Annotated in this window: 13 protein-coding genes and 1 tRNA gene; 8 read left to right on the forward strand and 6 right to left on the reverse strand. The window is 57.4% G+C overall.

All coding sequences use genetic code 11. The features are described 5' to 3' along the window. The first annotated feature begins 276 nt into the window (after nt 1-276). Nucleotides 277-366: transfer RNA gene (locus AB4Z52_RS04795), tRNA-Ser, on the forward strand. Nucleotides 367-682: 316 nt separating this feature from the next. Here the strand turns inward: AB4Z52_RS04795 and AB4Z52_RS04800 are convergent. Further along, complete coding sequence (locus AB4Z52_RS04800; RefSeq protein WP_442216769.1) at nt 683-2,119, reverse strand: DUF6880 family protein; 1,437 nt, start codon at nt 2,117-2,119, stop codon at nt 683-685. Between the two features lie 187 nt (nt 2,120-2,306). On the opposite strand from AB4Z52_RS04800, the gene AB4Z52_RS04805 reads away from it, so the two are divergent. After that, nucleotides 2,307-2,540: a hypothetical protein gene (locus AB4Z52_RS04805; protein ID WP_442216770.1), complete on the forward strand. Its 234-nt coding sequence runs from the start codon at nt 2,307-2,309 to the stop codon at nt 2,538-2,540. 327 nt (nt 2,541-2,867) lie between these two features. Here AB4Z52_RS04805 and AB4Z52_RS04810 read toward each other — a convergent pair whose 3' ends face one another. The 3 genes from AB4Z52_RS04810 to AB4Z52_RS04820 all read right to left on the reverse strand — a co-directional run bounded on the left by AB4Z52_RS04810 (nt 2,868) and on the right by AB4Z52_RS04820 (nt 6,442). Beyond that, nucleotides 2,868-3,938 carry an acyltransferase family protein gene (locus tag AB4Z52_RS04810; RefSeq protein ID WP_442216771.1) on the reverse strand — a complete coding sequence of 357 codons (1,071 nt, stop codon included), beginning with the start codon at nt 3,936-3,938 and terminating at the stop codon, nt 2,868-2,870. Nucleotides 3,939-4,046: 108 nt separating this feature from the next. Next, nucleotides 4,047-4,862: a galactosyl transferase gene (locus AB4Z52_RS04815; protein ID WP_442216772.1), complete on the reverse strand. Its 816-nt coding sequence runs from the start codon at nt 4,860-4,862 to the stop codon at nt 4,047-4,049. A gap of 89 nt (nt 4,863-4,951) precedes the next feature. Further along, nucleotides 4,952-6,442 carry a lipopolysaccharide biosynthesis protein gene (locus AB4Z52_RS04820; RefSeq protein ID WP_442216773.1) on the reverse strand — a complete coding sequence of 497 codons (1,491 nt, stop codon included), beginning with the start codon at nt 6,440-6,442 and terminating at the stop codon, nt 4,952-4,954. A gap of 346 nt (nt 6,443-6,788) precedes the next feature. On the opposite strand from AB4Z52_RS04820, the gene AB4Z52_RS04825 reads away from it, so the two are divergent. After that, nucleotides 6,789-7,073, forward strand: coding sequence for a hypothetical protein (locus AB4Z52_RS04825; protein ID WP_442216774.1), 285 nt, complete (start codon nt 6,789-6,791; stop codon nt 7,071-7,073). Nucleotides 7,074-7,116: 43 nt separating this feature from the next. On the opposite strand, the gene AB4Z52_RS04830 is transcribed toward AB4Z52_RS04825, so the two are convergent. Next, the gene (locus AB4Z52_RS04830) at nt 7,117-7,896 is read right to left on the reverse strand and encodes a class I SAM-dependent methyltransferase (RefSeq protein ID WP_442216775.1); all 780 of its coding nucleotides are present in this window, start codon (nt 7,894-7,896) and stop codon (nt 7,117-7,119) included. A gap of 296 nt (nt 7,897-8,192) precedes the next feature. Between AB4Z52_RS04830 and AB4Z52_RS04835 the strand changes: the two genes are divergently transcribed. From AB4Z52_RS04835 to AB4Z52_RS04845, 3 genes are all read left to right on the forward strand, one after another. Then, a complete protein-coding gene (locus AB4Z52_RS04835; protein ID WP_442216776.1) occupies nt 8,193-8,381 on the forward strand; it encodes a hypothetical protein in 189 nt (62 codons plus the stop codon). Nucleotides 8,382-8,568: 187 nt separating this feature from the next. Then, nucleotides 8,569-9,552 (forward strand): UDP-glucose 4-epimerase GalE, encoded by a 984-nt coding sequence (gene galE, locus AB4Z52_RS04840; protein WP_442216777.1) that lies wholly within the window; start codon nt 8,569-8,571, stop codon nt 9,550-9,552. Beyond that, a complete protein-coding gene (locus AB4Z52_RS04845; RefSeq protein ID WP_442216778.1) occupies nt 9,530-11,104 on the forward strand; it encodes an alkaline phosphatase family protein in 1,575 nt (524 codons plus the stop codon). The genes galE and AB4Z52_RS04845 overlap by 23 nt, the downstream gene beginning before the upstream one ends. On the opposite strand, the gene AB4Z52_RS04850 is transcribed toward AB4Z52_RS04845, so the two are convergent. Then, entirely contained in the window at nt 11,087-11,596 is a 510-nt protein-coding gene (locus AB4Z52_RS04850) for a DUF1993 domain-containing protein (protein WP_442216779.1), read from the reverse strand. The two genes, AB4Z52_RS04845 and AB4Z52_RS04850, sit on opposite strands and share 18 nt — an antisense overlap. 407 nt (nt 11,597-12,003) lie before the next feature. Between AB4Z52_RS04850 and AB4Z52_RS04855 the strand changes: the two genes are divergently transcribed. Both AB4Z52_RS04855 and AB4Z52_RS04860 read left to right on the forward strand, forming a co-directional pair. Next, nucleotides 12,004-12,933, forward strand: coding sequence for a sugar ABC transporter substrate-binding protein (locus tag AB4Z52_RS04855; protein ID WP_442216780.1), 930 nt, complete (start codon nt 12,004-12,006; stop codon nt 12,931-12,933). Nucleotides 12,934-13,009: 76 nt separating this feature from the next. Continuing rightward, a complete protein-coding gene (locus AB4Z52_RS04860) occupies nt 13,010-14,551 on the forward strand; it encodes a sugar ABC transporter ATP-binding protein (protein WP_442216781.1) in 1,542 nt (513 codons plus the stop codon). Nucleotides 14,552-14,572 lie beyond the last annotated feature (21 nt).

Here is a 14,572-nt window from a genome sequence, read left to right on the forward strand (position 1 = left end):
GGCTCTCCCGCAATGCAGGCGGCCGTCTTTTTATCAGTCTAGATATAGCAGGGAATTCAAAGGCTTGACGCCTGGAGCTCGGTCTGCCGGTGAAGCGTCGCGCAAGCGCTCGGCTGCCAGGCGCAGAATTCTCCACGCCTATTGCGAAGGCGGGATACAAGAGCGTCCAGAATCTGTCAAGGCAAAATGATGAAAAGCTTGAATATTCACCCTTGCCAGCCCATCTTTCTATCGCTATGAGAACGGCCGCGCCCTGATGGCGCCAACCAGTTATGCGGAGAGGTGGCAGAGTGGTTGAATGTACCGCACTCGAAATGCGGCGTGCCTGCAAGGGCACCGTGGGTTCAAATCCCACCCTCTCCGCCATATCTTTCTCTGAAGTAATTGTTATTGCTGTTGTTTTATAGAAGGTGTGTGTTTTCCTGCATCTCTTTCTTCACCTTGCCTGCCCTTTGCTTGGAGCGATACCGTCTCACGTACCAGGTCCCCACCAAGCTCAAACTGACGCGAACGTTTGACCCACCCTGGGGTCACCCCGCCAATGACGGCCGGGTCGGGCGGAGCTGCATACTAAGACGAGCGAACGAAGCCAAAAAATTTCTGAAAATTTTGTCAGCTTAACCACACAGGGCAACGGTCAGAAAATTGAGAGAACGTTGGCGGGCCCAGCTGCGCCGGCTCGTCACGATGCCAGGCTCCAAAAGCCGTGCTTCTTACTATGCCGGCGCTTTAGCTCTTCGACGTAGGCATCGTTAGATCCGGCGCCGGCGAAGTTACCGACATGGGGTGCAAGGGCCCTGCATTCCACCAAATGCCGCGCCGCGTGCTTGTAGCGACTGGATCGCCCATTATCGAGCGTGAAGTCGATCATTGAGCGCAAGACGAGTGTTGCCGCGAGCGGATGCTTTTCGGCAAGGGTGTCGGCAGCCGGCGTCATCAGTTCATAGAGGTCGCCGTCTAGTTCTGGCTTGCGCTGGACGACGAGCTTCGCCGCCTCGCTGAGCGCGGGCCAGACTAGGAAAAAAGCAAGCGCCCTGTGAACGTCTGGAAAAGCCTGGGCATGGCTGAATGCCTTCTGCTCGGCCTCCAGATCATCGAAGTCCGGCAACCGCTTGAGGAAGGCACGCAGGTGTGCGTCACTCAACGACTCCTCAAAGCACTTCCATCGATAGGTCTGTGCTTCGTCCGCGCGTCCCAAGGCTTCGAGCGTCGCAACGCGTGCGAGTTGCCATTCGATCGGAACGTCGACCCGGCCTTTGGTATCGACACTATCCAGCGTCTCCAGCGCCTCATGGGCTCGCCCCGCAGAAAGTAGACGGCCGGCGATGTCCGTAGCCACCAAGGGCGCTCTGCGCGTCTTTTCAGGCTGCTGCGCAATGTATGCATTTACGTCGCCCTGAGCATCGGCGATCTCCTGTAGAGCGATGCGGACCGTTAGCTCCCGGTGATTGCCGTAGATTTCGTCCTCGTAGATTGGCCCTTTGCTGCTCCAGCCGATGACCTGGCGGTCGCTCTGGGAGAGCTTCTCGCCCGGTTCCTTCGACCATTGCACAAGTAGGGCTTTCAGACATTCAAGACCGTCGTTGCCGAGTGCCGGGACCATCGCAGTGATCAGCCGGTCATACTGACCGTAACCGTTGTCCTGGACAGCTGATAGAATCTTGTTGGCGAGAGTATCGGGATCGAGATTCGCCGCCTTTGCGATAACGCCTGCATCCGTGCAAGCTTGACGAAAACTCTCGGCAAGCGAGCCGCTGCCATCGTCGGATCTGGCGAAGATTGGATCGGAAAGGGCAAGGAATTGCCAGATCAGCTCGAAGCCCTCTTTCGGATCGTCGGCAGCAACGAAATCGACGATTGTCTTGCGCTGCGTTTCCAGATCGGCCTTGAGCGCTTTCACCTTGCGCCAGTCGATGAAAGTTCGCGCGCGAGCAATGCTGGCAAGGCGCTTACGCACCTCGCGCGAGACCTCGGCACTACTATGACTACCGGCGAGTTCCATGCGAAGTCGCCGCTTATGAGCTGCGCTGCCGGTGCTAATCTCGATCAGCAGCTCGGCAAGCCGCTGCGGGCCAAGAGCTTCCAGATTCTTCGCATTAAGAGTCGTCTTCGCTGCCATTGCTCTTCGCCGTCTGGTTCAAGTTAATAACGCCACCCCGCCAGGCGTAGACTGAGATTCCAACACCATCATCGTGAACTTGATGAAGAAGTAACGCCTACTCACTGGCTAGCCCTTCCTACCACTCGTTGGTCGGCAATGGCTGTGCTAGCCTCTGATTCGCAGTGAACCAAGAGGAGCAGCACTAATGCCACGCTTCATAGTCACCACGCATCACGAGGTCGAGGCCAACGACCGAACTCATGCCGCCCTGCTCATCTATCGCCAGCTAAGCATCGAACCAACGCCCCTTCAATATTCGGTGATAGACGCCTCGGCCACGAGCCTGACGATAAAGCTTAATTTAGTCGAGGCCGAAAGCTTCATTTACCACGGCACGGCGACACCTGACCTCATGGCACAACACCGACCCGGGGAATAAGGCGTCTATCTCCCAGGACGTGCAGCCAGCGGTCGTGTCCGCATAGACCAACTTTAAGAGCAACCTGCTGTCATCGCCGAGTTCATCGAGCATGATACCGGGTCTACCTGGCCGAGTATTGAGGATGCGCGAGCCTTCGTGGATCCGAGCTAACTTAGAAGTTTTTCAGGTTCTCCAGCTCTTTGAATGGATGATGGCCGAGGCAGGTATCTTTAAGCATCGTGTATCTCCAGTCGTCGCTCCCATGATGACGCCGTGGCGCAAAGATACGCTTGCCGCTTGCCGGCCTGTGTTACCCCCAAGCGTGTTGTTAGAGGGCGCCTGCTGCTAGGAGCCGGATGTAGCGTCTACCTGTTTGGTCGAGCGCCTTCGCGACAGTGCATAGTTTGTAGCAGCGGAAGCGGCCTGCGCGGACAGATAGGATATTACCGAAATCAAGGCGATAAACAGCAGGATATAGGCGGGCGTCGGTAGAGGAACGTCGCGCATCAGACTGGCGTATATGTCGGTGAAGCCGCGGTGGCAGGCATAGATGGGATAGGACAGGTAGCCGAGGAAAATGCAAATCCGTTGGAACCGCGCGGGGATTTCGAGCATCGTGCCGGCGAAAACGATGAGCGGCGAGATCAAGATGCAAAAAAGCAGTGCGAATTTCAGCGAATAGGTCGGCAGAAACAACAGTCCGCAAATGGCCGCGATCGGCAGAACGGCAAAATAGGTGCTGACCGTTCGCCCGATGCCGTGGACGGTCCTGATCCTGTAAATGATCATCCCCAGGGTGAAGGAGAAAAAGACACGGGCAAGGCCGCCGTCGACGGATCGCCATTCCCAGCCGAGGTCAAGCGACTTGTGCACGAGGACCGAGGCAGCCAAGACGGCTAGGGAAGCGATAGCGATTGCGCCGAGGCTACGTGTTTTCAGCCGGAAAAGGACGAACGCAAAGGTGAGATTTGCCAGCAACTCCCAAAACAACGACCAGGCCGGGCCGTTCAGCGGGTAGAGCGGCCATAGATCTCCCGCCGATCTTGTCAGGAAGCTGGGCGACGGCAACATGAACAAGGTCGAAACCACGCTTGCAAGCAAATCCGCCCTGCCGACGCCCGAAGATTGCCAATGGGTGAGCAACTGGATGAGGCCATAGAGGCTGCCGAGCAGGAAAAGCGGATAGAGCCTGACGTATCGCGCTTTCATGAATGCCAGGACAGTCATTCCGCTCGCAAGCTTCTCGCCGTAGGCCCTGGCAATTACAAATCCGCTGAGGACAAAAAAGAAGTCGACGGCGACATAGGCCGAGGGCGCATAGGGCCTGTCGAGGTGGTAAACGACCACCGCGAATGCCGCAAGGCCCCGCATTGCGTCGAGTGACGCGTATCGATGTCTCGTTTCATCAACCGGCATTTGTCGGCGCGCCGTTCAGGGAGTGGATGTCCAGGTTTCTCATCGCAATACCTTCACTAGTCTCTCAATCGTTCCAGGACGTCGGTTCGGTGCTCCGAGACCCGAGGCTTATCCGTGCGCCCTTGCGCCGAAAAACTCATTTCGCAGGCTGCGATCGAGCGGGCGTACGCGCTTGAGATTGCGCAGGAGCTGCCGTGGGTGACGCAGAACGGCCACGTTCAGGAAATAGGTGCTGATCAAGCTTGAAGATTTGCTGTGGGCGCCGCTGTGCCCGATCCGATAGATCGCGCCTCGAAAGGGCAGCGCACCCAGCGGATTGCCCGCATCGGCGAGTGCCTTGCCGATGCGGATATGGCTGCCGAGCATCGATTTGATGTAGTCGATGTCGGCGTCCGCAAGCGTTGCCGGAAGACGATAAAGATCCGAACGCACGATCAGGGACGTGCCGCAGAAATTTGCAAAATCATCGTGATGCAAAAGCAGTCGACCGCCCTCGTTCCAAAGATAGCCCTTCTCGATCTTCCAGCCGTTGGCGTCGGGGTGCTTGGCTGCGTAGTCGACAATATTAGCGCTGACGAAGTCGTCATCGTCGACGATCATGAAGAAGCGTGTATCGCGAGCGGAAAGCATGCCGCTGAGCACACGTCGGCCTTTATCCCGGCGGAAGGCGTCATAGACCTTTTCGCGATCAGAACCATTTATATCGTGCAGCTCATTTGGCGGAAAGGTAACCCGCTCGACGGAAAATTGCGGCGGCAGGTCGGGGAGATCGGCGCCCTCGTTGGCGACGATGACGGCGCGCCAATCGCTGTTTGACTGCCCGGCGATCGATGCCACCGTTTGCGACAGCCTGCTCTTCAACGATGGCCAATCGTTCGAATTTGCCTGGTGGCGAACCGGGATGATGAACGTGACCAGCGTCATTGTGCTTCCTCTTGTTTAAAATCAGAACCGCAATCGCGGAGATCGAATACTGGAACAGGATCGGCCTTCGACCCTGCGCCGAACGGCGGCTACTGCGCTTTCCTTTGGCGCCCCTGCAACGTTGTCTTGACCAAGAAGAGGATTCGCTCTCTGCACAGTGCGAATATCAGGCCCGAATAGGCGATGCCGCCAACCAGGATCTCGCTGATCAATCGCCAGGCCGGCGGCCAATCGTGCAAGCCCGCCGATACCGCCAAGACAACAGCAAGCATTCCAAGGTAGGCGGCCGTCGGCCTCAGGAACTGGACAAAATACGCTCCGATGCTCAAGCCGATGAGTTTCGAAACCATCCAGAGCGTTATGGGCCACATCAACAGCACTTCGAGCATCAGCGCGAAGACGATGGTGGCGACGCCATATTTATACAGGAGGAAGACAGTCAGGATGGTGATGATGTTGCGGACCAGCTGATAGTAGAACCACCAGTCCGATCTTCCCTGACTGGTGATCAACGACGCCTGGACAACGCCGATACCGCTCATCAACCCGATGACGCAGAAGAAGCGAACGGGCCATATGGCAGCGGCCCAATGCGATCCGAAGATCAATGGGATGGCGTCGTCGGCCACTGCTGCCAGGCCCATGAAAGCCGGAAAGGAAATCAGCGAGCAGCCGAACGTTGCCATCAGGAACGCGTCACGGACCTTGTTTTGATCATGTTGCAGCGAAGACAGCAGCACATGGGTGACGGAGGTCAGACCGCCGGCGACGACGTTGTTGATCATCTCGAACAGCCGACGTGCAAAATTATAGATACCGAGCGCTGCCGGGCTGACCAAGGTGCCGATGATCAACTGGTCAAGGCTCATAGTCTGCAGAAAACGGTTGCCCGAGGCGAAGATTCCGTAGTGCAGGAGCTCGCGAAGGCTGCTGAGCTTTATCCGCACCCCGGGAAGCCACCGCGCACCCCAGAAGGCGGCGACGCAGGCAGCTGCAGGTGCTGCGATCTGCGCAATCGCCAAGGCCCACAGGCCGAAGCCCGCCAGGATCAGCGACAGGCATATGGTGGCTGAGACGAAAGTGGCGATTGCGGTGCGCGCTGCGGCCAAGTGGAAGGACATCGTCCTTCCGATCAGCGCGTTCGGAACGATGATCATCATGTCGAAGAAGATCTTCAAACCAATGATCATCAGCAGGCCAACGATTTCATCGTGGCCCAATGCGTGGGCAAGCATCGGAGACGAGAAGAACAACACCCCGTAGAGAAGTGCCGCTGAAAAGAAGGACAGCCAAAAGACGGTGTCGAGATGGCTTCGCCTGATGGACTTCTGCTGGATGAGCGCTTCACCGAAAGCGGTCGGCCCAAGGCCGGCGGCAAAGCTCACTATGCTGAAGGCAAGTGCGACAAGTCCAAAATCCTGCGGCTGAAGAAATCGCGATGTGACGATAAAAACCAGGCTGTTGAGTGCGGTCGGTATCAAGGTGTCCAGAGCCGACCAGAATGCGCCTCTCAATGCCGCCCGCGATCGGTTTTCACTCAGATGCTCAAAGACGATTTCGTCCGCTTCGGAAGCCAGCAATCATCCACTCCATATCAGCAATTTCACGCGCTCAGGCGATATTCCGGGCCGGCTTCGCAAGCGTGCCGGCGGTCAAACGCAAGTGCGGAGTCACGACTGACTCGGGCCTAGGCTACGCCGGGATTTTGTCTAATGAAAGACGCATATTGCATTGCAGCATGAAGTTGCTCAAAAGGTTAGGCAAATTTTTTGCTCTGCCAAAGGCTAACGTGCCGCCAAGACACGAGCGTTTCATTCCGACCGATGCCGGCAACGATCAAGCATCGGAGCAGTTTTATGCTGTGCCAATAATTGCTAATGTAGAGATCGAATTGGCTTGTTGCGCAGCGGATCGGGAGGGGTTGCAATGAGGTTCTTTTTCGCTTTTGGGACGGCTGCCATGTTTTGCACGGTTGCCTTGGCCGCAGAGCCCGTTCTTGCCGACCAAAAGGCGGCCGACGGGTGTGCTGCAGCGCTTCGCGGCGATAGCCGGGTCATCTATGACGACGTGTTGCCGAGCTATAAGCCAGGAGCAGATTTGCGGGCAGTGGTTACGGAGAGAACCAAGGGTCTGGTCGCCGCCGGCAAGATCGACAGGGCTTCTGCCCGCACGAACGCGATGGCGGCCGGGCATTGCCTGCAAAAGGAATGATCGCGCATAGAGGCATTGTCGAACGGCCTGACCTTCGCCCACCTCAACGATAGACGCGCTCCGAAAATGCACTCAATCCCAGACGGTTGGCGATCTCGTGCAAGATGCGGCGATGGAACGGATCGTGCAGGCGGACGACTTTCGCGCCGAGAAACTCCGTTTCCATGTGCTCGAATGGGCGAAGATGCGGTGCGCTCTCGATTGCCGCCAGATAGCCGTCATGGAATTCGTTCCTGCAGACATAGGTCTTGTACTTGGTCATGCAGAAGGCCGAATATCGATTGCTCTTGCGCAGGAAATCGGCAACGCCGACGGTGACTTCCGGCCAGGCGGGATTGAAAGTGTCGTCGAAGGCGATAACGCCATGCTTTGCCAGGGCGCCTTCTGCCAGGTGGCTGTCAGCGGTGATATCAGACAGCATGTGACCGCCGTCGATGCTGAAAAACCTGAGCTTTCCGACCCTGTCGACGATGTCTTTTGCAACGAGCTTTGTGCTATCGCCGACTATCACGAGGTTCTCGTCCACCGCCAGCCCCAGCCGCATGCCGTTGTCGATGAATTGCTGGTACTGCGTGGAACGGCCGTCTGACGGGTCTCCGAGATCGAATAGGTCGATTGCAAGAACCTTCTCATCCGGCGCAGTGATTTTCCTCATCAAGAAATACGAACGCCCGAAAAACACGCCGATTTCGGCAAGGCCTCCCTTGAGATCGCGCTCGTGCTGGCTCTCCAAAATCGAAAGGAAAACCAGCGCGTCGGGAGGATCGATATAACCGTTGATAGTGCGAAGATCGTGAAAGATAAATTTGCGAATGTTTGCCATATCGGAAAATATCAGTCTCTTTCCGTGAATAGACCACGTGGAAAGATAGCTTATAATTCGCTTTTGGACAATTTTGTTAAGTCATAGTGTGACGTCAACGCGCTATATCTACAATTGCCGCGGAATGTTACTCTCATAACAAGATTTTTGCTTACGGAAGTCTATGGCGATCCGACGAGCGGAACCTCGGCGCGGTGAATGCATTGTATCTGGATATACGTTTGATCATGCATCTATCGAATTCTGATCGAAGCCACCCCATCTATCTAGATAGAAATCCATGTTGAGAGCAGCCGATGGGCAACAGATATCTTGATCGCCTCTATGCCAAGCGTGCAGAACTAGAGGCCAAACTCGAGCTTCACAATGCACGCTATTGCTTCGGCAACGAGGAGGTCGATGATGGAACGGAGGCGGATCTGCGACAGCGGATCGCTGACGTTTCAAAAGAAATCGCCGACCTCGAACGTGAGCGGAGCATCTAGACCGGATCGCGGACGCGGACGTTCGCCCAATGCCCGCTTTCTGCCGACGTCCGCAACTAGCCAATTGCCACGATTGGTCGCCCATAGGGGCGTCATCCTATTTTGAGCGTATTCCATCTTTTTCTCACGCTTCAACTGGTCTAAGTCTGGGGCCAGCATAAGACAGTTGATCGAAAGGGAATGATCCATGGCGGGAGAAACGGTTCTGGTAGTCGGCGGTGCCGGCTATATCGGTTCGCACACGTGTCTCGATCTTGCCAACAAGGGCTTCCGGCCGGTTGTCTTTGACAATTTCTCCAATGGTCATCGTGAGTTTGTCCAATGGGGGCCTGTCGAAGAGGGCGACATCCGTGATCGCGCCCGCCTCGACGAAGTCCTGGCCAAGCACAAGCCGTCGGCCATTCTTCATTTTGCGGCGCTGATCGAAGTCGGAGAATCGGTCAAGGATCCAGTTTCCTTCTATGAAAACAATGTGGTCGGCACGCTAACGCTGCTATCTGCGGCGCAGGCGGCCGGTATTCATGCCTTCGTCTTTTCGTCGACCTGCGCCACCTACGGATTGCCGCAGACCTTGCCTCTCGACGAGAGCCACCGGCAGGTGCCGATCAATCCCTACGGGCGAACCAAATATGTCGTCGAGCAGGCGCTTGCCGATTACGATCAGTATACCGGCTTCCGCTCGGTGATCCTGCGCTACTTCAATGCGGCCGGCGCCGATTTCGACGGCCGGATCGGTGAATGGCATACCCCGGAAACTCACGCGATCCCGCTGGCGATCGAAGCGGTACTCGGCCGGCGGCAGGGATTCAAGGTCTTCGGAACCGACTACGACACCCGCGATGGGACCTGCGTGCGCGACTACATCCACGTCCTTGATCTGGCCGATGCGCATGTCAGGGCGGTAGAATATCTGCTCAACGGCGGCACGTCCGTCGCGCTCAATCTTGGAACCGGGACGGGCACGACCGTCAAAGAGTTGCTGTCGGCCATCGAGGACGTCACCGAGCGACCGTTCCCTGTGGAATATGTCGGACGACGCGAAGGTGATTCCACCACGCTGGTCGCCAACAACGACAAGGCCAAGGCGGTCCTTGGCTGGGCCCCCAAATACGACCTGTCGCGCATCATCGAATCCGCGTGGAAGTGGCATGCCAAATCCAACCATCACTAGACGGGTCGGCGATCGGCCCAATGTCCTCTTGGTCACCGCCGACCAATGGCGGGGCGACTGCCTGTCGGTTGTCGCTCATCCCTGCGTCAAGACGCCGAATGTCGATGCCCTGGCGCGCGAAGGTGTGGTCTTCCGCCAACACTACGCGGGAGCGGCGCCCTGCTCGCCGGCACGGGCGACGCTTTATACCGGGCTCTATCAGATGAACCATCGCGTTTGCCGCAATGGATCACCGCTGGATGCCCGCTTCGACAATCTGGCGCTGGCCGCCCGGCGTGCCGGCTATGATCCGATCCTGTTCGGTTATACCGATACGGCGCCCGATCCGCGTGGCATGGGCCAGAACGATCCGCATCTGACGACCTACGAGGGCCTGCTTCCGGGATTCAGCGCCCGTCAGCTTTTGCCGGAACACGAAAAGCAATGGCTTTCCTGGTTGCGGTCGCGTGGCCACAAGGACGCGACCAGCCGGGCGGTGCATATTCCCGTCGGTGCGAGGCCCGGGCAGATTTCCAGCGCAGCACCCCCCTATTCCAGGGATGAGACGCAAACGGCATTCCTCGCCGGCGAGTTCATTCGCTGGGTGGGCGAACAGGAAGCGCCGTGGTTCTCCCATGTTTCCTTTTTGCGGCCGCACCCGCCTTTTTCAGTGCCGGCTCCCTATAATACGATGTTTGCCGCCGCCGATGGCCCCGCATTCGCGAGGGCGGAGACGCGTGGTAAAGAAGAGGCGCTGCATCCCTATCTTGCCTACGCAATGCCGCGAACCGGCAAAGGGAGTTTCGTTTACGGCGCCACCGGGCCGATCAGCGGCTGGTCGATGAGCGATCTCGCGTCAATCCGTGCCACCTATTACGGCATGATCGCCGAGGTGGACGCCCAACTCGGTCGGATTTGGCAGGCGCTGAAGGAGTGCGGTGCCTGGGAGAATACGCTTATCATCTTTACATCGGATCATGCGGAGATGGCCGGCGATCACTGGACGCTTGGCAAGGGCGGCTTCTTCGATGGCAGCTATCACATCCCGCTGGTCATACGCGATCCAAGAGCAAGCGCGCACAGGCAGACAAAGATCGACAGCTTCACCAGCGCGGCAGACGTCTTTCCGACGCTCTGCGATCTACTGGGTATCCAGCCTGGCAATCATGTCGATGGGGAGGCGTTGACACCATTTCTTCAAGGTCGGAAGCCTGCCCGCTGGCGCGATGCCGCGTTCTGGGAGTTCGATTTCCGCGATATCGCCGAGGGACAGAGCGAGCGCTATTTCGGTCTCGCCTCGAACGAATGCAATCTGGCGGTGATCAGGGATCAGCACTTCAAATATGTGCATTTCGCCGGCCTGCCGAAATTGCTCTTCGACCTCAAGCACGACCCTGATGAGCTGATCAACCGTGCGGACGATCCGGCCTATGCGTCCGTTCGGCTTGCCTATGCGGAAAGGCTTCTATCGCTGCGTGCCCGGCATCTCGACCAGACGCTCGCCTATACCGAGTTGACAGAACGCGGGCCGGTAACGCTCCGGCCCGCGCAGATATCAGCCGAAAGAGCCTAGATAATCCATCTTGCCGACTGGCAGGCCCTGGTTGCGCAGGATTGCGTGGGCCATTGCGATATGGAAATAGAAATTCGGCAGCGCATAGGTGGCGAGATATTCGTCGCCGCGCATCACCGTCTTGTTGCCGCCGGGGGAGATAGTCACCTCGCGGCCGTTGCTGCCGTCAATCGTCTCGGGCGTGATGGTGGCAAGGTAGGCCTCCGTCTTGGCGAGCCGTTCGCGCAGTTGCTCAATCGTCGTTTCGTTGTCCTCAAAGCGTGGAGCATCGATGCCGGTCAGGCGTGCGACGGCCAGCTTGGCGGTATCCGTGACACGTTGGTATTGGCCCGATAGCGGAAGCATGTCCGGGGCAAGTCGGGCGCCGACCAGCGTCGTGGAATCGATGCCTTTCTCCTTCGCATAGATCTCCGCCTTGTCGAGATAGGTCTTCATGGTGACAAGGCCGCGTTGAAAAACGGGGATTGTCAATCGGTACATCGAAAGCGGCATGTGAAAGTCTCCGTGTTAAATTCAGGTTCGGCCGTTGACCACTTAATCAATCTTCGAATGTGCGCCATTGGTCGAGGTCGGCTGGAATGGAACGTATGTTCCACGCCATCTGCAGCCGTGCTCATGTAGTCAACGATACGCTGGTTTTCAGTAGTCGTGGCGAAGAAACGCGTCTGTCGGCCGATAGGATGAAAAGATCGACGCTCAACTGACTGCAAACGGGGTTGACGTTGCTAAGATAAAATGGAATGAATATTCCGTAAGGTAAATTCTACGGTTTGTTTGTTCCGTTTTAGGCGCAGTCATCGGGAGTGATGGCGCCATCGAGATGACGGCTCTGCGGTCAAGACCGAGGGCTCCGGCGTGAGGAGGGTGTAGCCGGACACCGTTTGTGGAGGAGAAGAAACATGAAGAAGCTTATCCTGGGTGCCGCTGTGGCGCTCCTGCTTTCGACCGCTGCGCATGCCGAGATGGTCGGCGTTTCGATCGCAAAGTTCGACGACAACTTCCTGACCGTGCTACGCAACGGCATGATCGACTATTCAAAGACGCTTAAGGGCGTCACGCTGCAGGTTGAAGACGCCCAGAACGACGTCGCCAAGCAACAAAGCCAGATCCAGAACTTCATTGCATCTGGCGTCACTGCGATCATCGTCAATCCGGTCGATACGGATGCGACAGCGGCAATGTCGAAACTTGCCGCCGACGCAAAAATCCCGCTGGTCTACGTCAACCGCGAACCGGTTAATGTCGACGCACTTCCTGCAAGCCAGGCTTTTGTCGCTTCGAACGAGCAGGAATCCGGCACGCTGGAGACCAAGGAAATTTGCCGCCTGCTAAATGGCAAGGGCAAAGCCGTGGTCATCATGGGTGAACTTTCGAACCAGGCTGCTCGCCAACGCACAAAGGACGTCCATGACGTCATCAAGACGGATGAGTGCAAAGGTATCCAGATCGTCGAAGAGCAGACGGCGAACTGGGACCGCACGCAGGGCTCCGATCTGATGGCGAACTGGCTGTCGAGCGGTGTCGAGTTCGATGCGGTGATTTCCAACAATGACGAAATGGCCATCGGCGCAATTCAAGCCCTCAAGGCAGCCGGCAAGGATATGAAGAAGGTCCTGGTCGGCGGCGTCGATGCCACCCAGGATGCGCTTGCCTCCATGCAGGCGGGCGACCTCAAGGTCACCGTGTTCCAGGACGCTGCGGGCCAAGGAAAGGGTGCCGTCGATGCGGCCCTCAAGCTTGCAAAGGGCGATAAGATCGAGAAGAAGGTCTACATTCCCTTCCAACTCGTGACCCCTGCAAACGTTAAGGATTTCGTCAAGAAGAATTGACGACTTCGAGACCGCGGATGCGGGCGCCAAAGCCCGCATCCCATTCTTTTTCAAGAAGGTCCAGGGAGGAAACGAGATGGCTGTCAGCCCCTCCACCATGGCTGCCGTACGCGCCAGTGGCGCAATTCCGAATGCCGAATACCTGCTCAGTGCCGAAGGCATCCGCAAGGAGTTTCCGGGGGTAGTGGCCCTCGACGACGTTTCCTTCCGGCTGAAACGCGGGACTGTGCACGCACTGATGGGCGAGAACGGCGCGGGAAAATCGACGCTGATGAAGATCCTTGCCGGCATCTATATCCCGGATCAGGGAGATATCCGCCTCAAGGGCGCCGAAATCCGGCTGAAATCGCCGCTCGACGCGCTCGAGAACGGTATTGCGATGATCCATCAGGAGCTGAATCTGATGCCGTTCATGACGGTCGCGGAAAATATCTGGATTAGGCGCGAGCCCCTTACCCGCTTCGGATTCGTCGATCACGGCGTGATGCGAAACAAGACCGAAGAACTATTTCGCCGGCTCAATATTACGATCGATCCCGAGATTGAGGTCCGGCATCTCTCCGTCGCCAATCGGCAGATGGTGGAGATCGCCAAGGCGGTTTCCTACAATTCCGACGTCCTGATCATGGACGAGCCGACTTCCGCGCTGACGGAGCGCGAAGTCGCGCATCTCTTTGAGATTATCCGCGGGCTTCGCTCCGAAGGCATCGGCATCGTCTACATCACCCACAAAATGAATGAGCTTTTCGAAATCGCCGATGAATTCTCGGTATTTCGAGACGGCAAGTATATTGGCACGCATGCCTCCACCGATGTTACGCGCGACGACATCATTCGCATGATGGTCGGCCGGGAAATCACGCAGATGTTTCCGAAGGAAGACGTGCCGATCGGCGACGTCATTCTCTCGGTGAAGGATCTCTGCCTGAAGGGCGTGTTTGCCGACGTTTCATTCGACGTCAGAGCGGGAGAAATCCTCGGTGTTGCCGGCCTCGTCGGTTCGGGTCGCTCGAATGTCGCCGAAACCTTGTTTGGCGTCACGCAGGCGAGCTCAGGCTCGATCGAGCTTTACGGGAAGCATGTCGACATCAAGTCACCGACGGTGGCCATCGAGAACCATATGGCCTTCCTCACCGAGGACCGTAAGGAGACCGGTTGTCTGTTGATCCTCAACGTCTTTGAAAACATGCAGATCGCGGTGCTTCAGGACAAGTTCGTCAAGGGTGGCTTCGTGCAGGAAGGCGCCATCGAGGCGGTGTGCGAGGAGATGGCCCACAGGCTGCGCGTCAAGACCCCAAATCTCGACGAGCGGGTCGAGAACCTGTCTGGTGGCAACCAGCAGAAGGTGCTGATCGGCCGGTGGATGCTGACCAATCCGCGGATCCTGATCCTCGACGAGCCAACCCGCGGCATCGATGTCGGCGCCAAGGCGGAAATCCATCGGCTGGTGGTTGAAATGGCGCGCAATGGCGTCGCCGTCATCATGATCTCGTCGGAAATGCCGGAGGTGCTCGGCATGAGCGACCGCATCATGGTGATGCATGAAGGGCGTGTCACGGGGTTTCTCGACCGCGCCGAGGCAACGCAGATCAAGGTGATGGAGCTGGCAGCGCAGTGATGATCGGCGCCGGCAGTCGTG

Origin of the sequence: Rhizobium sp. 2YAF20 (genome assembly GCF_052114685.1) — a bacterium.
Classification (GTDB): domain Bacteria; phylum Pseudomonadota; class Alphaproteobacteria; order Rhizobiales; family Rhizobiaceae; genus Rhizobium.